The sequence below is a fragment of the Balneolales bacterium ANBcel1 genome (assembly GCA_029688905.1).
GTDB lineage: Bacteria > Bacteroidota > Rhodothermia > Balneolales > Natronogracilivirgulaceae > SLLW01.
The window spans coordinates 283836-308487 of the sequence record JARULB010000002.1; the positions used below are offsets into that span (position 1 = coordinate 283836).

At 52.1% G+C, this 24652-nt stretch carries 24 protein-coding genes and 1 tRNA gene; 6 read left to right on the forward strand and 19 right to left on the reverse strand.

Features of this window, described 5'->3' with window-relative positions; all coding sequences use genetic code 11:
- Positions 1–4: 4 nt before the first annotated feature.
- Positions 5–190 (reverse strand): hypothetical protein, encoded by a 186-nt coding sequence (locus QA596_03420; protein MDG5766505.1) that lies wholly within the window; start codon positions 188–190, stop codon positions 5–7.
- 276 nt (positions 191–466) lie between these two features.
- On the opposite strand from QA596_03420, the gene icd reads away from it, so the two are divergent.
- Positions 467–1717 (forward strand): NADP-dependent isocitrate dehydrogenase, encoded by a 1251-nt coding sequence (gene icd, locus QA596_03425; GenBank protein ID MDG5766506.1) that lies wholly within the window; start codon positions 467–469, stop codon positions 1715–1717.
- Between the two features lie 119 nt (positions 1718–1836).
- Here the strand turns inward: icd and QA596_03430 are convergent, their stop codons facing one another.
- The 4 genes from QA596_03430 to QA596_03445 all read right to left on the reverse strand — a co-directional run bounded on the left by QA596_03430 (position 1837) and on the right by QA596_03445 (position 7368).
- Positions 1837–2361, reverse strand: coding sequence for a hypothetical protein (locus QA596_03430; protein ID MDG5766507.1), 525 nt, complete (start codon positions 2359–2361; stop codon positions 1837–1839).
- A 193-nt stretch (positions 2362–2554) separates the two neighbouring features.
- Complete coding sequence (locus tag QA596_03435; protein ID MDG5766508.1) at positions 2555–4081, reverse strand: trypsin-like peptidase domain-containing protein; 1527 nt, start codon at positions 4079–4081, stop codon at positions 2555–2557.
- Between the two features lie 3 nt (positions 4082–4084).
- On the reverse strand, positions 4085–4843 hold the full coding sequence (gene recO / locus QA596_03440) for a DNA repair protein RecO (GenBank protein MDG5766509.1): 759 nt from the start codon (positions 4841–4843) through the stop codon (positions 4085–4087).
- 11 nt (positions 4844–4854) lie between these two features.
- A complete protein-coding gene (locus QA596_03445) occupies positions 4855–7368 on the reverse strand; it encodes an MMPL family transporter (protein MDG5766510.1) in 2514 nt (837 codons plus the stop codon).
- 212 nt (positions 7369–7580) lie between these two features.
- Here QA596_03445 and QA596_03450 point away from each other — a divergent pair, with 212 nt between their 5' ends.
- The 3 genes from QA596_03450 (at position 7581) to QA596_03460 (ending at position 10836) form a co-directional block, all read left to right on the forward strand.
- On the forward strand, positions 7581–8708 hold the full coding sequence (locus tag QA596_03450; GenBank protein MDG5766511.1) for a hypothetical protein: 1128 nt from the start codon (positions 7581–7583) through the stop codon (positions 8706–8708).
- Between the two features lie 173 nt (positions 8709–8881).
- Positions 8882–9964, forward strand: a complete 1083-nt coding sequence (locus tag QA596_03455; protein MDG5766512.1) for a glycosyltransferase — start codon at positions 8882–8884, stop codon at positions 9962–9964.
- A gap of 65 nt (positions 9965–10029) precedes the next feature.
- Positions 10030–10836: a glycosyltransferase gene (locus QA596_03460; protein MDG5766513.1), complete on the forward strand. Its 807-nt coding sequence runs from the start codon at positions 10030–10032 to the stop codon at positions 10834–10836.
- Here the strand turns inward: QA596_03460 and QA596_03465 are convergent.
- The 14 genes from QA596_03465 to guaB all read right to left on the reverse strand — a co-directional run bounded on the left by QA596_03465 (position 10821) and on the right by guaB (position 21827).
- Complete coding sequence (locus QA596_03465) at positions 10821–11411, reverse strand: ABC transporter substrate-binding protein (GenBank protein ID MDG5766514.1); 591 nt, start codon at positions 11409–11411, stop codon at positions 10821–10823. The two genes, QA596_03460 and QA596_03465, sit on opposite strands and share 16 nt — an antisense overlap.
- 86 nt (positions 11412–11497) lie before the next feature.
- Positions 11498–12916, reverse strand: a complete 1419-nt coding sequence (locus QA596_03470) for a TolC family protein (GenBank protein ID MDG5766515.1) — start codon at positions 12914–12916, stop codon at positions 11498–11500.
- A gap of 63 nt (positions 12917–12979) precedes the next feature.
- A tRNA-Ser gene (locus QA596_03475) sits at positions 12980–13064 on the reverse strand.
- 26 nt (positions 13065–13090) lie between these two features.
- Complete coding sequence (gene atpG / locus QA596_03480; protein MDG5766516.1) at positions 13091–14017, reverse strand: ATP synthase F1 subunit gamma; 927 nt, start codon at positions 14015–14017, stop codon at positions 13091–13093.
- A 1-nt stretch (position 14018) separates the two neighbouring features.
- Positions 14019–15638, reverse strand: a complete 1620-nt coding sequence (gene atpA / locus QA596_03485) for a F0F1 ATP synthase subunit alpha (protein ID MDG5766517.1) — start codon at positions 15636–15638, stop codon at positions 14019–14021.
- 43 nt (positions 15639–15681) lie between these two features.
- On the reverse strand, positions 15682–16215 hold the full coding sequence (gene atpH / locus QA596_03490; GenBank protein MDG5766518.1) for an ATP synthase F1 subunit delta: 534 nt from the start codon (positions 16213–16215) through the stop codon (positions 15682–15684).
- A 9-nt stretch (positions 16216–16224) separates the two neighbouring features.
- Entirely contained in the window at positions 16225–16728 is a 504-nt protein-coding gene (gene atpF, locus QA596_03495; GenBank protein ID MDG5766519.1) for a F0F1 ATP synthase subunit B, read from the reverse strand.
- A gap of 55 nt (positions 16729–16783) precedes the next feature.
- A complete protein-coding gene (atpE, locus tag QA596_03500) occupies positions 16784–17002 on the reverse strand; it encodes an ATP synthase F0 subunit C (protein ID MDG5766520.1) in 219 nt (72 codons plus the stop codon).
- Between the two features lie 47 nt (positions 17003–17049).
- Entirely contained in the window at positions 17050–18027 is a 978-nt protein-coding gene (gene atpB, locus QA596_03505) for a F0F1 ATP synthase subunit A (protein ID MDG5766521.1), read from the reverse strand.
- 89 nt (positions 18028–18116) lie between these two features.
- Complete coding sequence (locus QA596_03510) at positions 18117–18503, reverse strand: hypothetical protein (GenBank protein ID MDG5766522.1); 387 nt, start codon at positions 18501–18503, stop codon at positions 18117–18119.
- A complete protein-coding gene (locus QA596_03515; protein MDG5766523.1) occupies positions 18496–18741 on the reverse strand; it encodes an AtpZ/AtpI family protein in 246 nt (81 codons plus the stop codon). Before QA596_03515 ends, QA596_03510 begins: the two co-directional genes overlap by 8 nt.
- A 78-nt stretch (positions 18742–18819) precedes the next feature.
- Complete coding sequence (locus QA596_03520) at positions 18820–19257, reverse strand: polymer-forming cytoskeletal protein (protein ID MDG5766524.1); 438 nt, start codon at positions 19255–19257, stop codon at positions 18820–18822.
- A gap of 59 nt (positions 19258–19316) precedes the next feature.
- On the reverse strand, positions 19317–20180 hold the full coding sequence (locus tag QA596_03525; GenBank protein MDG5766525.1) for a M23 family metallopeptidase: 864 nt from the start codon (positions 20178–20180) through the stop codon (positions 19317–19319).
- Positions 20181–20348: 168 nt separating this feature from the next.
- Positions 20349–21827, reverse strand: coding sequence for an IMP dehydrogenase (gene guaB, locus QA596_03530; protein MDG5766526.1), 1479 nt, complete (start codon positions 21825–21827; stop codon positions 20349–20351).
- Positions 21828–21913: 86 nt separating this feature from the next.
- On the opposite strand from guaB, the gene rffA reads away from it, so the two are divergent.
- Both rffA and QA596_03540 read left to right on the forward strand, forming a co-directional pair.
- Complete coding sequence (gene rffA, locus QA596_03535; GenBank protein ID MDG5766527.1) at positions 21914–23074, forward strand: dTDP-4-amino-4,6-dideoxygalactose transaminase; 1161 nt, start codon at positions 21914–21916, stop codon at positions 23072–23074.
- 6 nt (positions 23075–23080) lie between these two features.
- Positions 23081–24643: an MOP flippase family protein gene (locus tag QA596_03540; GenBank protein MDG5766528.1), complete on the forward strand. Its 1563-nt coding sequence runs from the start codon at positions 23081–23083 to the stop codon at positions 24641–24643.
- The last annotated feature ends 9 nt before the right edge of the window (positions 24644–24652 follow it).

The window sequence follows — 24652 nt, forward strand, 5'->3', positions numbered from 1 at the left end:
TTCGTCAGCTGATGATCCAGAGAATCAGAAAGAGCAGCGCGGCATAGAGCAGAATCGATCCGGCTGTTCCCCTTCTTGTGAGCCTCCGGAATTTGATTCTGTCGGTACGGCCCGGCTTGGGCTTGTAGTACCGGTACTGATATTCGAATCTTTTGTGCCTGGGCCTTTTGCCCATCAGGGGTGATAACATGAGCCTGGGGGATCAGAAGTACGGTTTTACGTCGATGTCATGCATGGCTTTTTCCAGCCCGGTGTTCCGGCCATATAAACGGATGAGCACATGGAAATATTCCCTGACCGGTGCAGCCCGGATCCGCCATCGAACAATAAGCTAATATAGCAATATTGAATTCCAACAGGAATACCCGTGCCGGCCATTTATGAGTCATCTCCGGTTATCTCTTGTTCAATTCTTTTTTTATCTTTGTGAGCCCAGACAAACTCAACATGAAATCACATAAGTACTATGAAATACAAAAAAGTGGAAGTGCCGTCCGAGGGAAAAACCATTCAGGTTCAGGAGGATGGTACACTGGAGGTACCCAGCCATCCGGTTATCCCCTATATCGAAGGGGACGGAATCGGCGTCGATATCAGCCCGGTTATGATCAAGGTGGTTGACGCAGCCGTAGAGAAAGCCTATGGCGGTTCCAAAAAGATTTCCTGGATGGAGATTTTCGCCGGAGAAAAATCGGTCAACGAATATGGTGATAATACCTGGCTGCCGGAAGAAACCCTGGAAGCCATCAAGGAATTTCGTGTTGCCATCAAGGGGCCCCTTACCACTCCCGTAGGTGAAGGCATCCGCAGCCTCAATGTCGCCCTGCGGCAGCTGCTTGACCTCTACGCCTGTGTGCGCCCGGTTCGGTACTACAAGGGCACGCCAAGCCCGGTAAAGAAACCGGAACTCACCGACATGGTTATTTTCAGGGAAAACACCGAGGATATTTACGCCGGTATCGAGTATCAGAACGGGACCCCGGAAGCCGACAAGGTCAAACGTTTTATTATTGATGAGATGAAGGAGACCAATATTCGTTTTCCGGACTCCGCATCGATCGGCATCAAACCCATCTCCAGGGAAGGCACCCGAAGGCTGGTTCGCTCCGCGATTGAATACGCCATCGAGCACGGCAGGAAGAACGTGACGCTTGTCCATAAAGGCAACATCATGAAGTTTACCGAGGGGAGCTTCAAGAATTGGGGATATGAGCTTGCCAAAGAGGAGTTTAACGCCAAAGAGATCGACGGCGGACCCTGGTGCGAACTGCCCAACGGTATTGTCATCAAGGATGTCATTGCCGACGCTTTTCTGCAGCAAATCCTCACACGGCCGGCCGAGTATGACGTCATCGCCACCATGAACCTGAATGGCGACTATATCTCTGATGCACTTGCGGCCTGTGTGGGTGGAATCGGTATCGCCCCTGGCGCCAATATCAACTACCAGACCGGTTTCGCGCTGTTTGAAGCGACACACGGCACCGCTCCCAAATATGCCGGCCAGGACAAGGTCAACCCCGGTTCCCTCATCTTGTCGGCCGTAATGATGCTTGACCATCTGGGATGGAGCGAAGCGGCCCGCCTGATCGAAAAAGGACTGGAAACATCCATCAGCAACAAGGAAGTCACCTACGACTTTGAACGCCTCATGGAAGGTGCCACGCTGCTGAAATGCTCCGAGTTCGGTGACAGGATCATCGCCTACATGGACTGATGCATGGCGCCAGTCACTGTATCTATTTGGCTTCCGATTAGATGACTTCGAAAAAGGCCTGCTGGTATTCAGCGGGCCTTTTTTTATTCAGGCATATGAAATACCCAGGCGCTTTGTTACTACGGGTTTTGAATGGCCTCAAGCCAGCTGCTTTTAAGATAGCTTCGCAGAATGTAATATCTGGCATGTTCACCCGATCCGAAAAACGCGGTTTCGGTCGACAAGGCGAGTGCTTCGCTGTGACCGCGACTCTCGAAGGTCAGCATGGATATCAGGCGGTCGGCTTCATCCTGTGTGAGCGATGCGTCCGGATCCGTACCTGATCCACCGGTCAACTCCGCCATCACAGAAGAAACCGCCGTTTCCACATTCTCCGGAAGTGTCTGGAAAGCGATCCTGCGCGCATCGGCAGAGTCGGCAGCTACCGAAATGGATGTAACATACAGCGTATCCCCCTCTACCCAGAACAGCCGGGAAGGATCATACCAGGAAGGGCGCGTTGGCTCTTCCACAACCGGCTCCGGTTCTTCTTCAACGATCTCCTCCTCTTCGTCATCCACTACCCCCCGTATCTGTTCACAGGAGGAGAAGGCAAAAGCGATGAGCAACAACAGGATAAGTGTAGAAGTGAATCGGGTGTTCATTGAAGTAGTCGTATTGGTGAATCTCAAATTGCTGAAAACCAGAACAGAAAAAGAAGCTTCACCGGCTTTGATTTCCGGCCGGCCGTCGCCCCTACTGGAAATCAGAACGCACAGGAACATCTCCGTTGTAAATCCCGGCAGAGATGTGCTGTTATTTACCGGAAATGCCGCAAGGTAATAAAAAAGCGGGACTTCATTGAGCAGAGATTGTAACGGTATGTTGTTCACCGGAACGAAGGATCAGCAATTCGGCGGAGGTATTTCTTCTCCGGTCATCCCAGAGGGCGGAAAACGTACCGGTATCTGCTGCCTCGCGGCCGTTTAGCTCAAGAACAATGTCCTCTTCGCGCAGGCCTGCGCGATACGCCCGGCTGTTCTCCTCGACTCCGATGACCACCAGCTGATTGCGGGACAGGTTTTCCGGGTCGGGCAAGTCTGCCAGGGTAAAACCGGCATCCAGCTGCAGTCGGGGGATAGCGGATTCCCGGTCCCGGTCAAAGTCAAGGTCGCCGGTGGCTCTGGGCTCGGCAGCGGCCCAATCCCGGATGGCCTGTTGCTCCAGCCCCATTACCGGAAATTCCAAATCATGGGTTCTCCCTTCGCGCCAGATCCGGATGTTTACCTCTTCTCCGGGCCTCATCAAGGCGATGCGCTCCTGGAGGTGATTGGCCTCATCGACATCAAAACCATTGACTTGCAATACGATATCCCCCCTTTTCACTCCGCCCAGGTCGGCGCTGCCACCATTTGCAACACCCCGTATCTCCACTCCGGAAACCATATCCAGGCCCGCGCTTCGGGCCCCTTCATAATCTACCGATGCAATTTCCACACCCAGAAAAGCTCGCTGCACTTCTCCGAATTCGATGATATCCCGGGCGATTTTCATGGCCATGTTGACCGGCACCGCGAATCCGTAGCCCTGATAAGTCCCGCTTTCCGAAGCGATTGCGGTGTTGATGCCGATCAGCTCACCCCGGGTATTGACCAGAGCACCGCCGCTGTTACCCCGGTTGATGGCGGCATCGGTCTGGATGAAGCTTTCAATGCGCATCCGGTCGCTGATGATGTCCACATCGCGGCCCAGCGCACTGACGATCCCGGCCGTTACTGTCGAGCGGAGCCGAAAAGGGTTACCGACGGCCATCACCCAGTCCCCTACCCGGATATTGTCGGAATTGCCCACGACCATGGAGGGTGCATTCTCTGTCTCAATTTTCAGCACGGCAAGATCGGTGGAGGCATCTCCGCCTACCAGCCGGGCCCGGTGCTGTTTCTTGTCGTGGGTCATAACCCGGACCCTGTCTCCCGCTCCGTCCACGACATGATGGTTGGTGAGGATGTAGCCGTCTGGCGAAATAAGGACTCCCGACCCGATGCTCTGTGCCCGCCGCCGGGGCAGAAAACGCTCCCAAAACTGCTCTTCAAATTGATGGTGCTCATCGTCCGGTACAGCCTGGTCCATGGCGATATCCGTTTCAATGTACACCACGGCGGGCAGCACATCCCTGGCAATATCATTGAAAATGTATGCCGGGGAATGGATCTCTTCCCCCGGTACCGGCTCTACCGGGTCCATGCTTCGTTTCACATCGGTGTACCGGACCTCCACCCTTTCCAGAGGAATCCAGCTGCCTCGCGAAACCATGAGCAACACTCCGAGCAGCATACCTGTAAGCAGCAAAAGCAGAGCGGTTAGAACTTTTTGATGAAGCGGCATGAATTAATTCAGTATTTGTTGAAAAATGCTGTCGGATCGGCGGGCTTTCAGTCCCTCCATATGATACTGCAGGTAAACGTCCATGTGGTGAATCATGTTACGAATATCTCCAACCGGGAACGTATCGGTCAACAGTTCGGCTTTCCGCCCGTCCAAGATACAACGCAAATACCGGTATTGAGATTTCGTTAGCCTGAAATGCAGTCCGCCTGCGGGATTTGGCGACAGGTTTCCCGACTCCACGTTCAGATAGCAACCCGACATACCATCGGGATCATTCCCGGCTGGTGCCGCATTACCGGAATCCTCGAATATGCCGATTCCTGTGAGCTGCGCCAGTCGAAATTGAATGTATGGAAAAAGGTTCTTCGGACTAAATTCCGTTGCGTGCAGCCAGGGAAGAAATTCGGCAAGAAAATCAAAAATCTCCGGCATGGGCTCGTGTTCATGGCAAAGCTGCTCGCAGAGCTCAAGGGTCACCATGGCCACGGCCATTTTCTCCATCTGTTCATGGATACGCCATGTCGCCTTTTGCTGTACCACTTCACCGATATTCTGCACATCCCGGGTGGGTTTGTAGTAGTAAGTCACGTCGAGGATAAACCCGGGCTGAAGGAGTCCGCCGAACTTGTTTTTATGCCGACGTGCACCACGTGCCATAACTGCTATTTTCCCGTGCTCTTTGCTCAGCAGTGTGACAATCAGGCTGCTTTCGCGAAAGGGGATTGTTTTGAGGATAATGGCAGAGGTGTCGACGAGCATGGTTTGCCAATTCAGAACCGGATCCAGCCCCGGTTTTCAAGCAGCTGGACCAGCGAAGGAAGATATGTGAGGGCGGATGTGAGGGTAAGGCCGATGCCGACCACGGCAAGTACCCCGATGGAGTGCAGGCCCGGGTGGCTTGTCAGCAGGAGTCCGGCAAAACCAAGCATGGTGGTAAAAGAGCCAACGCTAATGTGCTGTCCGGTACTCTTCAGGACCTTGCCCATGCTGTTTTTTCCCTCTTCACGATACCGGCTGGCCAGATGCACTCCGTTGTCGTTACCGATTCCGAGAATAGCCGGAAGTACGACCAGGTTATACATGTTGAAGGAGAGTCCGAAGAGAATCATAACCGCGAAGGTCCAGCTCAATCCGATGAGAAGCGGAAGCATGGCGATGATGGTCCATCGGAAGGAGCGGAAAGCCAAATACACGAGGATGAATATCATGACAAAGGTGGCAGTCACCATATACGGACTTTCATCCCGCATCAGCTCTAGCATTTCGGCGGCTACAATCGAAGTACTGGCCGCGTGATAAACCCGGCCGCTTTCGGTTTCAATGGTACCGACTTCATTTTTGAAAGCGATGGAGTTACGTCCGTCTGACAGGCCGACGGCAGGATAGATCATGACAAACCGTCCGATTTCCCCGTCACGTGTCAAAAACCGGTTCTTCAGAAACTCGGGCACATCCCCAATATTCAGCGGCTCTTCCACCCGCGATGCCCGCCTCAAGATGTCTAAATGTTCTCCTTCCTCGTTTCTTAAGAAGGGATCGTCCAGCAACTCCCTGATTTCCCGGACGTACGAAAGTTTAAGTTCTTCTTCTTCCCTGTTTACCGGGAAGCGTTCCTGAAGAGCTTCCACATCCAGAATGGTGGATTCCGGATTCTCCTCCTTTTTCTGCCTGATGGTTTGCAGAATTTCCCGGACTTCCTCGTCGGTATCTGCCAGAATATAAGCGGGGTTTCTGCGGCCGGTCTGCATCACATCTCCACGCAGGTCTCGGTACTCCTCATAGCGTGGAAACTCCGGCTCCAGCACGCTGAAGTTGTATTCGAAATAGAGTTTGTCGGTGTTGAACAATACCGCTGCCACCACAAGGGTTCCTGCAATAACGATCGCGCGGGCGAAGGGAAACCTGCCGGATTTCTTCTCTGCAGCCGTATCGGGGGCCTCATTTTTGTTGATGAGAATCAAACCGAATCTTTCAAACAGCACGATAACCGCCGGCATGATAAACAGCATGGAAAGATAGGCCAATACGATGCCGAGACCGGAAATAAAGCCAAATTCTGAAAAGCCCCGAAAATCAGCTACTACCAGTACAAAGAGTGCCACGGCCGTAGTGGTGGCGCTGGTCATGATGGCTGCCCCGGTACTGTCATAGGTTTCATGAAGCGCATCGGAAACACGCGCCCCCGAGGAACGTTTTTCCAGATATCGCGCATAGAAATGAATACCGTAATCGATACCCAGGCCAAAAAGGATCACAAACAAAACGGATGTCATGGTATTTAGCACACCCACTGCAAAATAGGCAATGCCAAAAGTGATCATAAGGCTCACCATTAGCGGCATTCCGATAATCACTATGGGGACCGGAAAGCGCAATGCATGAGCCCAGAGCGAGTGCCGCTGGTTTCTCCAGTGGCCCCTGCGGTAGTTGATCATCAGCTTGATCATGAAATAGAGGCCAACAAGCAGAATGATCGCGCTGAAACCGGAGCCGAAACTGGTGATGACATCTCCGACGATCGATTCGATTTCCATCAGATGACGCTCGAGCCTTCCACCGGAACGTGCAATCATTTCGGGATGATAGGAGGCGGGATCAAGCTCGGCGATCAGCCCCTCAAAGGCATCAAACATGGCACTTACATACCTGAGATCCCCCTGGGAACCGGTTGGGAAAAACTGAACGACCATGCGGGTGCTATCGTCACTGATCGGATACTCCGACGGTATCAGCTCATGGTACATCTCCTCGAACCGCCGCAGCGTCTCCTCATCATCCGCATCGTCCTCGTCCTTGAAATCATCTTCAAAATCAACAAAAAACGGATTTGCTTCCAGCCGGGCATCCTCAATACGATCCTCCAGAAAGGTGATGATCTCATTGATCTCCTGTTCGGTGGAGAGATAAATGGCATAATCCTTGAGCACCTCGACATCCCGGCGGAACTCATAACGATCGACAAAAAAATCTCCTCTCCGCTCATCATAGAGCTCCATAGCCCTTGGAATCAGGTCTTTGGCAAAGGCCTTGTTGGATGCAAAATCCGGAGAAACAATCGTTACCTCCAGCGCCGTTTCCGCACCAACGGACTCTCTCAGGTTATTCAGCGCCTGCACACTTTCATGATCCTCCGGAAGCAGATTGGCCAGGTCGGTGTCAATATTCAGATTGGACGCATAGAAACCCGAGACGATCGCAGCCAGAATTGCGGTTAACACCACAGCTACAGGATACCGGTAGTTTAACGTGATAAGAGGACGAAGCAGGAGGAGTATTCTTCTCATGAAAAAATATATTTCTGTGCAGGCGGTCAGGAAGTTACAAAAAAAGCAGACACTTTGTGACTACCCGGGATTCTCATACATTGAAGTGTGCGCGCCTTCCGTACTACAAAGTGAAACTGATCGTTTGCTGATAAACGGATGAACCTGAAAAATCTGTTACGAACACTACATCACCCAAGCACTAACCGGTTTTTATGTTTTTGTTTTCCCGTATGCGCAGATGTTTGTCTGCCGACTCCGACTCCCGACACAATGGCATCATTCAGGGAATGGTCAATCTTGCACTCACCTCACTTATTGTACTTTTTTCCGGTGCGGCACTTTTTGCATCTGGTTTGGGTGAGAACAACAATGATACAAATGAGGGTGTTCCCGGACTGAGAAACACGGAATGGCGCGATATGCTGCCTCACACGAAAAGTGGCAGCTATTACAATGAATTCTGGGTATATCATATTTTCCTGGAAGATGACCTGCATCTGCACATTACGTTCTCACTGGCGAATTTCGGATCACTGAAGAGTGCGGTAAGCGGTGGAAAACTGTTTGTCTCCAATTTTAAAGGCAGTAACTACAATGTGGCAAGGGAGTTTGCGCTGGACAGGCTGGTTGTCGATGAAGAGCGGCAGAAGGTTCGGCTCCACGACGGGCGAGATATTTTTTTCCGGGGGAAACTGCCGGAAGAGCATGATATCCTGTTTCAGACCAGCAAGGACGGTGTTTCGTACCTGGTTGAACTGGAGTTCACCGATATCCATCCCGGATATGCCGCCGGAGATGGTGTGGTTACCGTTGACGGAGATGAAATGGGTATGTTCGTCCATATCCCCAAAGCGAGGGTGACGGGCACGGTAGCCATAAATGAAGACACGCTGGCAGTGAGCGGAACGGCCTATATGGATCACACGTATCAAACCGATCTCTCTTCTAAATTAGTGGACAAAGGATTTCGCCATATCACCCACACGAATAACGGTTTCATGACCGGCTACTACATTATTCCGAAACGCAGATCCGAGACTCCCGTGGTAGGAATCGCCCTGGAAAACAACGGCAGGAAAACGGTGCTACATCATCCCGTGGAAGTTCGCACGATTGAGTCACGGAGGGTTGACGGCAACTCCATTCCCGGGAAAATTGAAATCACCTACGCTTCCGGTGTAACCAGAACCCTTGAACGCATTGACGATTTCCAACATGTCTCTTTTCTGGAGGAGCTCGGAGGCCTGCGCCGCCGGCTGGTCCGAAGTTTTCTGGGCGGCGAGATTATCGAATATGTGGGCACAGGTATGCTGGATAACAACACACCCGTGAATTACAATTTCCTTATAGTTCATTGAGGCGGGAGAATATGCCGGATGGCGAATCATCGACTTTTTTTGCACAGTGATTTGTATATTGATGGCATTCCGGGTGGCGGAGACCTGTAGTTCCAACCACGCAACTACCTCAACCCCGGCTGGTTTATCCGAAAAGTAATTAAATCTGCTGCTTTCAAGAAACCTGTACGTCCATGAACATTTTGTTTATTCCATCTCTGCCGATATCCCATGAACTGACTGACAAAGACGGCTTTCTTGATATTGCGAACCGGGATAAATGGATGTCCTCGCTGCTTATTAGAAGAGGCTACCCCACCCGGCTCTGGGCTGCTGGTGAAAGCTCCTATGAGGATGAATGGCAGTATGACGACCTCCCAGCGGTGCCTGTCCGGATTTTCAAAACGGACGCATCCAATCCGGATCCGCTGCGTGAAGTATCCACGGCCTTGAACAAGGCGGTAGCCGAATCGGATGCCGATATGGTGATATTGAAGGGGTTGGATGGCGGAGTCGGACTTCAACTTGCAAAGCACGTGCTAGTCCCGAAAGGTATTCCCTTTGCATGGATCATCGACGGAACCTGGTATCATCCTCTTCTGGCCAGGGCATTCGCTGTACTTTATGAAACAGAGTGGCAGCGCGGTCAGCTGACTTCCCGCGGTATCCGATTCTGGCGCAAAGTGATCGATGACAAAAAGATGATTCCGCTTCCGAAATCGGTGGATACCCGCCACTTTGCGCCGGATCCGCTGGTAACCAAAGAGTGTGATGTAATCGGGATGGAGCAGGTGCTGACCCACTCTCCCAAAATGGATTCGCTTATTGCGCTCTCCCGCCATCTGAAAGTGGGCGTGATCGGCGGGGGGTCAGAGCTTTATAACTTCAGAAAAAGATATCCGGAAATTGACTGGTATGGAGCTGTCCCCTATTCCGACCTGCCGGCAATGATAAACCGGGGCAGGATCTTTTTCCACAGCGGGTTGCGCCACGACCACCCCAGATCTATTGTGGAAGCGGCTGCATGCGGTGTTCCTCCCGTGGCTTTCCGGGAAGTGACTGATGAACGCGTTCTCCCGGAAAGTGTCGGCTGGCGGATCACCCAAAAGAAATTTGTCGACGAACTGGTGGCCCTGGCAGCCGACCGTGAAAAACTTCAAAAGGTCTCCCACACGGCCCGGTCTCATGCGGAGAAACACTGGCATCATACTTCCTCTCTTCCCGCCATCAGGGAATTAATTAACCGGATGATTGAAACCAAAAAAAATACCGGCTGAGTTTACGGCCTGAACCCAGTTGTTCGGCCTTATCACGCATCATTATACACCAAACCTGAGCGATCATGGCAACATATAACCCCCTGGTCAGCTGCCTGCTTCCGGCCGGAACCGATTACTCCCGCCTTGCAAGGTCTATCCACTGCTACCAGCAGCAAAGCTGGAAAAATAAAGAGTTGATAGTCATTGATTCAGGTCACCGTGACATTATGCCCTTGCTGGAGGATATTCCTTCGAATGAAGTCCGCCACATCAGGGCTGCCAAAAAATCAGGATATACGGAGTCTTCGCTATTGAATCTTGGGGTGAACCAGGCTGAAGGTGACATGATCGCGTACTGGGGAGAGACTGAATGGCACCATCCCGACAGGATACAAACCCAGGTTGATGCCATGACCGATACGGACAATGCCTGTGTACTTCACTCCACACTTCTTCACCTGGATCATCCGGAATATGTGCATCACCCGTACTCGCTACCGGTTTCCGGAGGATATGCCGGCAGCCTGGTGGTTCGCAACAGGAATGACCTCCATTTCCCAAAAACCAGAAAGGATGCCAAGCAGCGCTATCTCAAATTTCTTGATGAAACCGAGGTCTGTACATTAGACGATTCGATGGCCTGGCTGATGATTCGCTGCCTGGAGGGTGGCTCAAAGTCCGATGGATATAAAGCGTTTGTCGCGGGCCTTCGCGATTCCCCGAAAAGCGCCGCCTGGAAATTCTGGCTTACGTTTCGGGGAAAAAGCCTGGCCACACATCCCCGGTTTTCCATATCGGAAAAAGAGCGTCAGGCTTTTTACCGCTACTTGAAAGAGTCCCAAAGGCTTGGTTTGATCCGGTCGATAACGGATGGTCACACGCCTGCCTGATCCGCCCGGCGCCTCAGGTTTTCCATGAGCGCATCAAAACCCCTTCTGCGAATGATATTTTGAAAGGAGCGGCGATATGACTGGGCCGTCCATGCTCTGTCGACGGACATATCCGTGATGTACCACTCGCCATCCTTTTGTTTCATCTGATACAGTACGGGGATACGGTTGTCATCGAGGATCGCGGTAGTCGTTACCATGGCGGTATGCTCATCAACAGTGATATCCTCGTAGATCACATCCGCCCGGTAGATATCAAGCCGCTGCAGCGATTGATCCCTGATGATCGTGGCAAACAGCTCCGTAAACTCCTCCTGTTCTTCGGGATCGAGTTCGTAGAATGTATCGTCGAGAGCAAAGCGGGCCATCTCCCGGTAATCCATCATGTCATTGATGATACTGCGCAGCCGGCGTCGCTGCTCATCGGTGTACTCTGTTCCGGCGGGACCCAAAAGCTCCTTTATTTGATCGTCCCGTTCCTGCAGAATTGATCGTATTTCCTGTTCTTTGGAGGATTCGGCGAAAACCGGTAAGGCTGCTAGCAGGACTAAAAACAGAATGAGCGTAGATTTCATGCGATTATTCTTGTAGGAATGAGACGATCTGGTTTCAGAAAGTATACGTTAAACGGATGATCACCGTGATTGTTATTAATACCGGCTCACGGAGCTGAAGCAGCGTTGCTTCCCGGCATGAGCTCAAACAGCGGCAGGCCGGCGGCTCTGTGCAGCCGTGCCACCCTCATATTGAGGTTGAAGGTCAATTCGGTCACCTCCACTTCAAGCTCCATCTTCTTTTTCACAGCATCCACCAGGTTTTTGATATCGCCGAAGCCAAGGTCGAAGTCGATCTGTTCGGTACGGAGCCATTCATTGCTGAGATCGAGCGCATTGGATTTGCTTCGCCTCCGCGACTCCGTAACCCTGGCATCACGATATCTGTCACCCAGTTCCAGACGGATTCCGTCTGTGGCGGCATCCCTGGTGTCCCGGACCTGCTGCCTCTGAATTCTGGAACGCTGCACACTGTTGTTCACCTGCCAGAAATTCAGGTTCTGCCGGAAGCCGAAGCCCACCCTTGCCGACATGAAATTGGTGTTGTTCCGGATGAAGGGGTTGGTCTGACGCGGACGGTTGGGCGTGTATCCCATACCGGCGCTTAGGCCCAGCACCAGACTGGGGTAATACTGCGCCCGTGCCGCCTTAACTCCGAATTGCGCCGCTTCCTCTGCCGCTGCAATGCCACTCAGCTCCGCTCTGTTTTGCAAAGCGGCCGATTCGTAAAACGAAAGATCCTGCAGTTGCTGGGGAACGGGATCCAGGAAACGCTCCTGCGGCAGGTAAACCCTTTGGCCGTTGTTTGCCAGCAAAATATTCCATGCATTAAATACAAAGTTCCGGGTCTGGGCAACCTCCTCGCGCATGGCCTGGAACTCTTCCCTGAAAATATAAAACTCGAATACATCTTTCTCCTCAATCGACGGATCCCCTTCATCGCGCAGGCGCTCCAGTTCCTTTTCCGCTTCGTCAAGCTGCGACTGGGCGTCCCTCACAAGTCGTTCAAGCTCGGTGACCAGAAGCGCCGACTGGTAAAGCTCAAACATCTGCAAGACGAAGGTCTCTTTTTCCGCTTCAAACTCATAGCGGGCAGCCTCTACCCCTTTCTGCGCCGCGTTAATCGCGTTGGTAACGGCACCCCAGGTGTAAATTGGCTGGATGCCACTGACCTCGGCCTGGGTGAAAATGCCCCAGTTTTCCCAATCATTTTCCAGGTTTGGATCCAGGTAATACTGGGAAGATGACAGTTCGGGATCGAAAGATTTGACACCGGGAACAAGTCCGTGAGCCGTAACCAGCTCCAGATTCGGCAGTATCCTGGATGCCCGGGCCCTGTCGAGACGGTTGCGTGCCAGTTCGACCTGTCCCTCCCTGGCTTCCAGCTCCGATGAATAGGAGCGGGCCATCTCCACAAAATCAGGAAAACTGACCCGAACCGTATCCCGTGCAGCAAGTTCTGCCGAAGCAAACAGCAACAGTCCCGCACATACACATGCGCTGAAAATAGTTGTTGATCTGGTCATAATGGTCTGGGTTGGTAGGCTGAAAATAAACAAAAAAAAAGCTCCGGTATCGGAGCTTTTCAGCGGAGAGAGAGGGATTCGAACCCCCGGAGCCTTGCGGCTCAACGGTTTTCAAGACCGCCGCATTCGACCACTCTGCCATCTCTCCGTCATATTTTCCAAAAGATACGAAATTTATTCGGATAACGCTTCCGCCCCTGAAACTATTTCCGAAATTTCCGTGGTAATGGCGGCCTGCCGCGCCTGATTGTATTCCAGTTCCAGATCACTGATAATTTCACCGGCGTTTTCTGTGGCGCTATCCATGGCCGTCATCCTTGCGCCCTGTTCCGCTGCGAAAGATTCAAGGGCCGCCTGCCATAGACGGATAGTTATGGAAAGGGGCAACACCTGATTCAGGATCGTTTCAGGATCGGGTTCGTACAGGTAATCAATGTCTTCCAGGCTGTTTTTTTCGGCCAATATTTCGTCGCCATCGTCCTGCTGTGGTTCCATTGCTTCCATCTGGTCGTTTCGCTCAATCGGCAGAACTTTGACGAACTTTCTGCGCTGGGCTATGACCGACTTGAACTCATTGTAGGCCAGGTACACCTCGTCATACTCCTTATCCTTGAAACGGAAAATAATTTCATCAACAACTTCGGAGACATTCCTGAATTCCAGCTTGTCAAAGAAACCGACCTTGTGATCAATGACCGGATATTTGCGAACCCTGAAGTAGTCATACGCCTTCTTCCCGAAGCATATCATGGAGAGTCTTTTCTCTTCAAGATGGTCCTGGAAGTTTTCGTGAAGCTGCTTCTCAACAACCCGGAACAAATTGGTATTAAATCCGCCGCACAACCCACGGTCGGATCCCATCACCAGCAGCAGAACATGTCCGGGCTCGCTCTTTTTTCTGAGCAGAGGGTTATCCGTATCGCTTTTTTGAACAAGCTTTTGCACCATTTTCTGCAAACTGTAGGTATATGGCCGTGCATCGGTCATCCGCTCCTGCGCTTTACGCAACCGTGCAGCAGCAACCATCTTCATGGCCCTGGTGATTTGCTGCGTGTTTTTGACCGATGATATTCGGTCACGTATGTCTCGCAAGTTGGCCATATCAGGCTTTTACGGGTTCGTTTAACAGAGATTTTTGCACGGAAAAGGCTTCCTGTTCCAGTTTCTCCGCAAGGTCGTCGCCCAGCACACCGGAGCTTCCAAGCTCTTTCATTTCATCGGCATATTTGAGCCTCAGTGCCTCGAGGTACTGTTTTTCAAAATCACCAATTTTGTTCAGGGGCAGGGTTTCCAGTGCTCCCTTGTTATTGGCGAGCAGGAGCGCGATCTGATCTTCAACAGGGAGCGGTACGTACTGTCCCTGTTTAAGGAGTTCAACGGTTTTCGCTCCACGGTTCAGCTGCCGTTGTGTGGAGGCGTCCAGCTCCGACCCAAACTTGGCGAATGCTTCAAGTTCGCGATACTGTGCCAGGTCAAGTTTCATCGTACCCGCAAGCTTCTTCATGGATTTCACCTGGGCGGCACCACCTACCCGGGATACCGAAATCCCTACATCGATAGCGGGTCTCACACCGGAGTTAAACAGGTTCGTCTGAAGGAAGATCTGGCCGTCGGTAATGGAAATGACATTTGTCGGGATATAAGCGGACACGTCGCCGGCCTGGGTCTCGATAATCGGCAGGGCGGTCAGCGAGCCGCCACCTTTAAGCTTGTCCCTGAGTGCGGCCGGCACATCGTTCATAGCCTTGGCTACCTCATCATTCGAGATGATTTTGGCGGCACGTTCGAGCAGGCGGCTGTGGAGATAGAACACATCCCCGGGAAACGCCTCACGTCCCGGCGGGCGTCGAAGCAGCAGTGAAAGCTCGCGGTAGGCAACGGCCTGTTTGGATAAATCATCAAAGATCACAAGAACATGGCGTCCGGTATCCCGGAAAAATTCGCCGATGGCGGCGCCGGCGAATGGGGCGATATACTGAAGCGGAGCCGAAACCGAAGCCGGAGCCGAAACAATAACCGTATAATCCGCCGCGCCGTTTTCCTCGATGGCCTGACTCACCTGGGCAACGGTGGAACCTTTCTGGCCGATGGCAACGTAGACGCAATAAACCGGTTTCTCGGTATCATGCGTACGCTTCTGGTTGATGATGGTGTCAATGGCAATAGCTGTTTTACCGGTCTGGCGGTCACCGATGATAAGCTCCCTCTGGCCCCGGCCAATGGGTATCAGGGCGTCCACAGACTTCAGGCCGGTCTGGACCGGCTCGGAAACCGGTTCCCGGAAGATAACACCCGGCGCCTTGCGTTCCAGCGGCAGGTTGATGGTCTCTCCCGATATCGGGCCTTTGCCATCCACCGGCCTCCCTAGGGGATCAATAACACGTCCCAGCAGGCCCTCGCCAACCGGAAGAGAAGCGATGTCACTGGTCCTTTGAACCTTGTCACCTTCTTTGATAAACCTGGCACCTCCGAACAGAACGATTCCTACGTTATCTTCTTCGAGGTTTTGAACCATTCCGCGAATGGGTTTGCCAGCTTCATCTTTGGAGTCAGGAAGCTCCACCAGCTCACCCGCCTGCACTTTGGACAGCCCGTAGACGCGGGCGATGCCGTCGCCAACTTCGAGGACCGTTCCGACATCGTAAACATCGGTTTTGTTGTCGAAACCGGCCAGTTGTTTTCGAAGTATGGCTGAAACTTCTTCTGGTTTAACGTGACTCATATCGATGGTCTTTCAATACTTGTACCGAAGCTCACTGTCCGCGTTACTGGAAAGTGCCTTCAAGCTGTTGAAGTTTGTGTTTGATGGTTCCGTCGATTACGGTGTCGTTGATTCGAACAGCAACCCCTCCTATCAGCGACGGATCTTCTATATAATTGAGGGACAGTGTTTTCCCGGTCCTTTTCTCGAGAGCTTTTTTCAATCTTTGGCCTTGTTTGTCGTCAGGTTTCGTCACCATGTAGACCGTGACTTCCAGAAGGCCCTGATCATCCCGATGGAGTTTACCAAATGCGGCCGCTGCACCGAAAAGCTGATCTTCACGCCGTTTTTCCAGTATCAGCCGAATAAACTGGCGGGTTATCTGGTGCATGTTGTCCCCGAAAAGCTTGTCCAGGGCATCCCTCTTAACCTTGCGCGAAATGATGTGGCTTTTGAGAAACAGGCGAAGTTCGGACGAAGCGGAAATGGTGCTGTAGACCTGCTTCATATCTTCGGATACGGCATCAAGAGCTTCCTGCTCTTTCGCCTCCTGAAACAGGGCTGATGCATATCGTTTGGCAACCTTGGTTACAATCATGGTGCCTCACTAATTCAGTTCATCGATGTAACGGTCAACGATCTTTTTATTCCGCTCTTCATCCAGCTCCTCGTCCAGTATCCGTGAAGCCGCTTTTACGGCCAGCCGGGAAACTTCCGCCCGAAGTTCAATCAACGCCTGCTTTTTCTCCTGCTCTATGGAAGCACGAGCCTGTTCCACCAGATTGTCGGCTTCGTTTTTCGCTTTCTCCAAACGATCGGCCCTGATGGCTTCCGCCTCTTCCAGCGCTTCCTTGCGGATCTTCTGGGATATGCCTTCGGCCTCTCTCAGCGCCTTTTCATTATCCTTTGAAACAGCCTCTGCCTCTTCTTTGGCTTTTTTTGCGGATTCCAGCGACTCTTTAATCGCTTTTTCCCTCTCGCCAAGAGCATTCAGAATGGGATTCCAGGCAAACCGGGAGATCAGCCACAGGAAAAGGAGAAATGTGATTAGCACCCAGAAAAACAGGCCGAAATCAACATCAAGCAGACCTTGCGCAATAACAGGATTCATGATTGTACCATCCACCGTTTAAAAAGCATGAAAAAAAGCTGGCCGCACCGGTTGATCAGCTGAGTGCGAGAATAATACAGACCACCTGGCCGAACAGGGCAACACCTTCAATAAAGGCTGCGGAAATCAACATGGATGTCCGGATATCACCGGAAGCTTCCGGCTGACGGGCAGATCCCTCCATGGCGCCCTTTCCGATCATTCCGATTCCAATTGCGGCTCCGATGGTGGTGATCCCGGCCCCGAATCCTGCTGCCAAATATGCTAATTCCATGGTTTTACTCCAGTTTATTTTGTGATTAATCGTGAGAGAATGTGTCGTCAGTGCGCGTGCTCTTCACTGTGGTCGTCTACGGCCAGACCGATAAACAGTGCCGACAAAATGGTAAACACATACGCCTGAATAAAACTGACCAACGCCTTGATCAGGTACACGAACAGTGTCAGAAATACCCAAATCCAGGAGGTGCCATACGCAATCCCCGGACCAAACAGGTCAGAGAAGATAAAAATGGTTCCCAGTAAAGAAAAGATTAAAATTTTCCCTGATGCCATATTGGCAAACAGTCGAATACAGAGGGCAAATGGCTTTGTAAACAGACCCAGAAGTTCGACGGGCATCAGGATGAACTTTATGGGCACGGGAATTCCCGGAAACCAGAACACGTGTTTCCAGTGCTCCTTGCTGGCAAAAATCTGTGTGGCAAGAAAGGTAAAAATTGCCAGAACGGCCGTTACGGTGATATCGGCCGTTGAAGAGACGCCCCAAGGCATAAGACCGAAGAAGTTCATGAACAGAATCATGAAGAAAACCGTCAGCAGATAGGGGGTGAATTTTTCATATTTCTTCGGGCCGATGTTTTGCAGTGCAACATCATCCCGTATAAACACCACCAGCGTCTCGAACATGTTTTGAAACGCTCCTTTGGGCTCGGTTTGCCTGCCGGTACCCTGGCGATATCTGCGAGAGAGAGGCACGAAAATCATCAGGGTAACCAAAGCCGCAAGCCAGAAAAAGACCAGGTGTGAAGTGATGGAAAAATCAAACTGCGGGGCTTCTCCCGTGTCCTTTCTAACAATGTGATAGGTGGCGGGTACGATGCGGCCGTCGCGAATTTCCTCAGCGGATTCCAGATAGGCGGCATCCGTGTAACGATCGGAAGCCTGGTTCAGAAGAGCCGTAGTACTGCGAAAAAACAGGAAATCTCCGTCATCGTATATCAGGCGGGGAAGTTCGATTTTCCCCAGCGGAGAAAAATCCAGATAGTGGTGGTCAACCACTTTTCCAATGAGATCCACCCTGTTTTTATCTTTTGTATCCGCTCTTGCTTCTGCAGCTGTCCCCGCGCCTATCAATAAAATAAGGAAGGTTAATCGGATGGTGTGTCTCATTGTGGAGTTGCCTTCTGCCCTCTGTGCTTGCGGGTTAAAACGTAGGTTTCTATTACAGATTTGCAAATATATGAAAATAAGAGTCCAACTGTAAAGGCAATTTGGTGTAATTCAGTAAAAACAAAGACAATGGCGACCGATATGCCTATGAAGACCATCCGGATCATCATACCCCCCAGCATCGCCGCCATGAAGCGGTTCATTGATGCTTCGGAGAGCCGGGTAAACGGGATGAAGCTGGCTACTCCCAGAGCAGTGGTTATTGCAAGTCCGAGTGCAAGTGCATGCAGAACGCCTTCACCGAGGAATAGAAATGCAGGAACCCCTGCCAGCAGTAATACGATCAGATCAAACAGTAGCAGGTAGCCGCCAAACTTAATCATTTTTCGGGTTTTGTTTCTTTTCAGGATAATTTGTTTTCCCGGTTTGCAGGGCCAGTTTTACTACGATGGAGATCAGACCTGCAAAGCCGGCGAGCGCGCCGATGACTACCCCCCAGGGGGATGTGTCGAGTTTGCCGTCGATGTAGATACCGAGTACGACCGGCACAATCATGGAAGCGGCGATATGCGCGCCCAGAGCGATGTATTCACCGTATTTGGCAAGATTGTGAGTTGGCATACAGTGTTACCCGGTCCAGATCTGTATCCCGGAATAGCACCTGCCTGTTGCCGGGAGTTATGCTGTAGGCTGAGAAGGTCAGTTGCCGGAACCGTCTTTGACCCCGGCCTTCGTTTGTGAAACATTATTGCCCGATACTACTTCTTTTCCACCAATACCCGGTTTCGTAAGGTCAACCTGGTCACTCATCCGGCAGGCGCCGTCAATCCGGGCCCCTTCTTCCACCATCAGCATTTTTGTTGTGATGTCACCCGAGACCCTGGCTGTGCTGCGTAATACAAGTCGGTTACCGACAATAATTTCACCCTCCACCGTACCGGCAATATCGGCTTCCTTGGTTCTGAGATCACCTTTGATTTTCCCGGACTCGGAGAGAATACATTTGCTCTCGGCAAAAATCTCACCTTCTACCGTGCCTGATATTCGGAGGTCGCTTTTGGTCTTCAATGAGCCGGTGATGACGGTTCCGCTGCCGATCATGTTTACGTTAGGCTGACCCGGATTGTCTTGTTTCATATAACTTTCCTTGCTGTTGTTGTTTTTTCCAAACATAGTAGATATTAAACGATAATGATTTAATTATTCAAGAGAAGGTATCCGACAGGGTCAAGTGACACTCCGTTTTGCCAGAGTTCAAAGTGAATGTGCGGCCCTGATGCCAGGAGACCGGTTTCACCGACCGTTCCGATAACATCCCCTTTTCGGACCACATCACCGGCAACATTAAATACCTTTGAAAAGTGTTTGTATACCGACACGATACCACCTCCATGCAGAATATGCAAGACATATCCGTTATTGATGGACCAGTCGCTGCTGATCACAACACCATCGGCAACCGATCGAACATCCGCCCCCTTGCGTGAAGCGATGTCTATGCCGAAATGGCCGTCGTATGGTCTGTAAGTTCCTGTTAGGGTCCCGTCAACCGGTGGTTCTGCAGGAAACGTAACCGTACCGGAAAAGATCTCGGAATAGAGTATCTGATCGCTGCCGAGCGGCTGCATGTCCGGGCTGCCGGTAAAACGAAACGTAATCGGCCTTTCACCGGCATTGTCAGTCGGATGATCGTGATCCCCGTACATGGCCATCCACTCATCGGAATGATTAACGATGAACGAGGTGTCGGCTGCAGTCCGGATAACCTGTTGCATCTGCTTGAGCTGGCGGTCCCTGACTTCGAGCGAATCCCTCAGTGCCATAACACGTTCGCTGACTTCCATGACGGATGACCTGATGGCACGATTTTCCTTGTTGAACAGCATCGACCCCGCCGGTGTAAAATAGAGCACCAGAACGACCAGAAGAATAAGCACCAGATTTGCCCCGGCGATGATGAGGGCCAGTTTGCCCGGGTGCAGCGTAAAGCTTTCCTGCTGATGCGGATTGTCATCATCAAAGAGAAGAAACGTGAGGTTCTCGTTTCTTCTTTGCGCCATTCTTTTTATGAGTGAGACCAGAGATTCAAACATATGCAACCGCCATATCAGAAACCGGCACACCGGATAATTTGTGACATGCCGCCCGGTACAACTCTGCCGGACTTATTTTCGGCACAAGAGCCGTCACTTTTCGATAAACCGATGGCATCTTCCGCTCCATATGTCTTACCTTCCGGAATAGTTCGGGGCTTCCTGGGTAATATGGACCGAGTGGGGATGACTTTCATGAATACCGGCGGCCGAAACATGTACAAACTTTGCCTTCTGAAGCTCACCGATATTGCGGGCGCCGCAATAGCCCATGGCGGCTTTCAGTCCACCGGACATCTGGTAAACAACTTCCGAAAGATACCCCTTGTAAGGCACACGCCCCTCTATGCCCTCTGGAACCAGCTTTTTCACATCATCTTCGACATCCTGGAAGTAGCGGTCCTTGCTGCCCTGGGACATCGCGCTGAGACTTCCCATGCCGCGATAGGACTTGAACTTCCGGGATTCATATATGATGGTTTCACCGGGACTTTCATCAACTCCAGCAAATAGTGAACCGATCATCACAGCGGTAGCTCCGCCGGCCAGGGCTTTCGGTATATCGCCGGTTTGTTTGATGCCGCCATCGGCGATGAGACCGATACCGGCCTTACGGGTGTATTCGGCCACTTCCATTACCGCAGTCAACTGAGGCACCCCGACACCGGTCACAATTCTTGTAGTACAGATAGAGCCCGGCCCCACCCCTACTTTCACCACATCGGCACCGGCCTGATGCAATGCCCTGGCCGCTTCCGATGTCGCTATGTTTCCTGCGATGAGAAAAAGTTCGGGATTCTCGGATTTAATGGATTTGACGGTATCAATCACACCATAGGAATGCCCATGGGCCGTGTCTACTGTTATAATATCCACTCCGGCCGTAACCAGGGCAGAAGCTCTTTCGAGGGTGTCTGCGGCTATGCCGACCGCCGCACCAACCCGAAGCCGGCCAAAGGAATCCTTGCAGGCATTCGGAAAATTCTTCTTCTTCTCAATATCCTTGAAGGTGATTAACCCGACCAGGGTCCCCGATTTATTTACTATGGGCAGCTTTTCAATTTTGTATTCCTGAAGCAGCTTTTCGGCCTCCTCAAGGGTAGTACCCTCTTTTGCCGTGACCAGCTTTTCACTGGTCATGATGTCGCCCAGCTTTTTTGATGCGTCCGACTCAAAACGAAGATCCCGGTTGGTCACGATGCCTTTCAGCTTTCGATTGTCATCGACGATGGGGATACCGCCAATTTTTTGCCGTTTCATCAGATTGCGGGCTTCCAGTACGGTGGCATCCTTGCCGAGGGTTACCGGATCCACGATCATCCCGCTCTCGCTGCGCTTGACGAGCCGCACCTGCTCCGCCTGTTTTTCAATGGACATGTTCTTGTGCAACATGGCTATCCCGCCTTCACGGGCCAGAGCAATGGCAAGCCGGTATTCGGAGACCGTGTCCATGGCCGCCGCCATAATCGGCACATTAAGCCGGAGTCCCGGAACCAGTTCCACGGAAGTGTCGGCGTCACGGGGAAGCGTTTTGGAATAACCGGGAACAAGCAGTACGTCATCGTAGGTAAGTCCCTGGCGAGTAATCTTGTCTGAAAGGCTGTCTGATCTCATGAAAGAGCTATCATTTGATTGGCGTTTCCGTAAATTACAAAATTAATCCCAGTGAGTGAACCTCCTTTTTCAAGCGCTATAACAGAATGCCCGACTTCATCCCCTTTAACAAGATTTTCAAGGACAACGAAGAGCTCAGCAGTGCCCAAAAAGTGATTGAAGGAGATATCTGGCACGGAGACGGGCCCGTCAGCAGGCGGGTGGAGGAGCATCTTTCCAGGTGGCTGAACTCCAGGCATGTCTTTCTTACCACCTCCTGTACCCACGCCCTGGAAATGGCGATGATGGCACTGAACATCGGGCGCGGAGACGAGGTTATCCTGCCGGGTTTCACGTTTGTATCCACCGCAAATGCCATTCGCATGCAGGGAGGGATTCCGGTATTTGCGGAGGTCCGTGCATCGGACCTTACCCTGGACCCCGAGGATGTTGCCCGAAAAATCACCCCGGCAACAAAAGCGATCATCCCCATCCACTATGCAGGTATTTCAGCCGATTTTGAGGGCATCTTCGCTGCCATCAGCAATGGTGCAGGCGAACGTAAAATCGCCATTGTGGAGGATGCCGCCCAGGCGGTCGGCGCCTGGTGGAACGGCCGGGCCCTGGGAACCATCGGCGATATCGGCTGTTTCAGTTTTCATGACACCAAAAATTTCACATGCGGTGAAGGTGGCGCCTTCCTGACACAGGACGATCACATGGCGGAACAGGCGGAGCTCATCAGGGAAAAAGGCACCAACCGGTCGGCTTTTCTCCGGGGCGAAGTGGATAAGTACACCTGGGTCAGCCGGGGCAGCAGCTATATCCCATCCGACCTGCTGGCCGGTATTCTGGAAGCTCAGCTGCACAAGAAGGACCGCATACTGAAAATGCGGAAGCAGGTCTGGGACACCTATTACAAACGGCTTGCCGAAGCCGAAAACCGTGGCTGGATCACGCTGCCGGTGATCCCCCCCTACGCCGAATCCAACTACCATATTTTTCATTTTCACACGTCCCGGCCGGCCGACCGCGACCCCCTTTTGCGGGCCTTGCGTGACGCCGGAATCGGTGCCACGTTCCACTATGTGCCGCTTCATAACTCCCCCTACGCGCGTAAATATCTCACTGAGCCGTGTCCGCTGCCCCAAACCGACCTACTTGCCGGCACCCTTATCCGGCTGCCGCTGTATCCCGACCTGGCCGGCTCATGCAGCAACGTGGCTGACCGGGTTTTTGATGTTATCTCAAAGTACTACCTCTCATAGTCCCGCATGAGCTTGCAGAAAAAAGCATATATCGGAATGGGGTGGAGCGGCCTGTCGGGAATGGTCGTTAATTCGCTGGAACTGCTCAAATACATCATTCTGGCCAGACTGCTGGTTCCCGCCGATTTTGGCCTGCTGGCCATCGTGCTGGCTATAATCGGACTCTTCCGGATTTTTGCGGATGGTGGTACCAGCAATGCCGTTATCCACTTCCGTCAAAACCATAACCGCCAGCTCTCAACCCTGTTCTGGATCAATATCCTCGCAGGGGCTACACTTTATCTGATTGTCCTGCTCGCCGCGCCCGGCATTGCTGCTTTTTACAATCAGCCGGAGGTGCAGCCAATATTGTGGCTGGCCGGTCTGGTGCTGCCGATTTACTCTATTGGCGCACTTTATGAGGTAATGCTTCGCAAGTCGCTATCTTTCAACAAAATAGCTATTTCTGAAAGCATCGGAGCCATGCTGGGTCTGGTCACGGCAACCGTGCTGGCGCTTCAGGGTTGGGGAGTCTATTCACTGATCTGGGCCCAGATCGTCGCCTCGGGAACCATGACCCTCTTCTATTTGGCAGACGGGATGCGTACATGGGTGCCGGCATTCTATTTCCGGCCCGGCGAAGTTGCCTCCCACCTTCGTTTCGGCTTTTTTCAGATGGGAGAACGCGGACTGAATGTCTACGCCACGCGGATCGATCAGTTGATTATCGGGCGGTTTTTCGGACCGGAAATCCTGGGGGCTTATCATCTGGCCTGGCAGCTTATTCTGTTTCCGGTCATGCGCCTGATCCCCCTGCTTAACCGGGTCGCATTTCCCGTTTTTGCCAGCAGGCAGGATGATAATGCGATTCTTAGAAACGGCTACCTGAAGCTGATGAGCGGTGTCACCACCCTAATTACCCCCTTTTTCCTTATCGCGGCCCTGTCCGCGCCCTGGCTTGTCCCACTGCTTTTTGGTTCCGGGTGGGAACTGGCCATCCAGCTGATCCCCTTTATGGCGCTGATCGCTTTTCTGCGGATGCTCGGAAGCCCGGGCGGAAATATCGTGCTGAGCAAGGGGCGGGCCGATCTCATGTTCTACTGGAATCTCTCGGTTGCGGTGCTAAACACCCTGGTATTCCTGGCAGGTGCCCAGATTTCCATCTTTGCCCTTGTCCAGTTCTATGCCGTTCTGAATGTGCTTTATTTTGGAGCCGGCCAGTGGCTGATGGTTCATCGCCCGGCCGCCCTCACCTGGCGCCGCTTCCTGTCGCATCTTAATCCGGCCCTTATGGCGTTGCTGATACCCTGGCTCATGGTCTGGGTGGGCCGGAATATCGCGGGCGGTGCCTGGAGTAAAGGCGCCTTGTACCAACCGGACGGCACCTTTCGACCGGCCGGATTATGGGAGAGGCTCCTCGGTTTCTGGAGTGATGCAAGCGCCTGGCATGCCCATGCCTGGTGGAGCGACGTTTTTATGGTGATTGCCATTGCCACACTGTTTCTGTTGCTGTACATTCCTGCTGTATGGTTTTTTCAATCCGGCCTGATAAAAGAAAGTATCCATACTCTCCGGCTGAAGCCGCAATGATATTATTAA

Bases quoted from the DNA above. Each gene is read 5' to 3' on its own strand.
- QA596_03420 (MDG5766505.1), bottom strand. From the start codon at position 190: ATGTTATCACCCCTGATGGGCAAAAGGCCCAGGCACAAAAGATTCGAA.
- icd (MDG5766506.1), top strand. From the start codon at position 467: ATGAAATACAAAAAAGTGGAAGTGCCGTCCGAGGGAAAAACCATTCAG.
- QA596_03430 (MDG5766507.1), bottom strand. From the start codon at position 2,361: ATGAACACCCGATTCACTTCTACACTTATCCTGTTGTTGCTCATCGCT.
- QA596_03435 (MDG5766508.1), bottom strand. From the start codon at position 4,081: ATGCCGCTTCATCAAAAAGTTCTAACCGCTCTGCTTTTGCTGCTTACA.
- recO (MDG5766509.1), bottom strand. From the start codon at position 4,843: ATGCTCGTCGACACCTCTGCCATTATCCTCAAAACAATCCCCTTTCGC.
- QA596_03445 (MDG5766510.1), bottom strand. From the start codon at position 7,368: ATGAGAAGAATACTCCTCCTGCTTCGTCCTCTTATCACGTTAAACTAC.
- QA596_03450 (MDG5766511.1), top strand. From the start codon at position 7,581: ATGCGCAGATGTTTGTCTGCCGACTCCGACTCCCGACACAATGGCATC.
- QA596_03455 (MDG5766512.1), top strand. From the start codon at position 8,882: ATGAACATTTTGTTTATTCCATCTCTGCCGATATCCCATGAACTGACT.
- QA596_03460 (MDG5766513.1), top strand. From the start codon at position 10,030: ATGGCAACATATAACCCCCTGGTCAGCTGCCTGCTTCCGGCCGGAACC.
- QA596_03465 (MDG5766514.1), bottom strand. From the start codon at position 11,411: ATGAAATCTACGCTCATTCTGTTTTTAGTCCTGCTAGCAGCCTTACCG.
- QA596_03470 (MDG5766515.1), bottom strand. From the start codon at position 12,916: ATGACCAGATCAACAACTATTTTCAGCGCATGTGTATGTGCGGGACTG.
- atpG (MDG5766516.1), bottom strand. From the start codon at position 14,017: ATGGCCAACTTGCGAGACATACGTGACCGAATATCATCGGTCAAAAAC.
- atpA (MDG5766517.1), bottom strand. From the start codon at position 15,638: ATGAGTCACGTTAAACCAGAAGAAGTTTCAGCCATACTTCGAAAACAA.
- atpH (MDG5766518.1), bottom strand. From the start codon at position 16,215: ATGATTGTAACCAAGGTTGCCAAACGATATGCATCAGCCCTGTTTCAG.
- atpF (MDG5766519.1), bottom strand. From the start codon at position 16,728: ATGAATCCTGTTATTGCGCAAGGTCTGCTTGATGTTGATTTCGGCCTG.
- atpE (MDG5766520.1), bottom strand. From the start codon at position 17,002: ATGGAATTAGCATATTTGGCAGCAGGATTCGGGGCCGGGATCACCACC.
- QA596_03510 (MDG5766522.1), bottom strand. From the start codon at position 18,503: ATGATTAAGTTTGGCGGCTACCTGCTACTGTTTGATCTGATCGTATTA.
- QA596_03515 (MDG5766523.1), bottom strand. From the start codon at position 18,741: ATGCCAACTCACAATCTTGCCAAATACGGTGAATACATCGCTCTGGGC.
- QA596_03520 (MDG5766524.1), bottom strand. From the start codon at position 19,257: ATGAAACAAGACAATCCGGGTCAGCCTAACGTAAACATGATCGGCAGC.
- QA596_03525 (MDG5766525.1), bottom strand. From the start codon at position 20,180: ATGGCGCAAAGAAGAAACGAGAACCTCACGTTTCTTCTCTTTGATGAT.
- guaB (MDG5766526.1), bottom strand. From the start codon at position 21,827: ATGAGATCAGACAGCCTTTCAGACAAGATTACTCGCCAGGGACTTACC.
- rffA (MDG5766527.1), top strand. From the start codon at position 21,914: ATGCCCGACTTCATCCCCTTTAACAAGATTTTCAAGGACAACGAAGAG.
- QA596_03540 (MDG5766528.1), top strand. From the start codon at position 23,081: ATGAGCTTGCAGAAAAAAGCATATATCGGAATGGGGTGGAGCGGCCTG.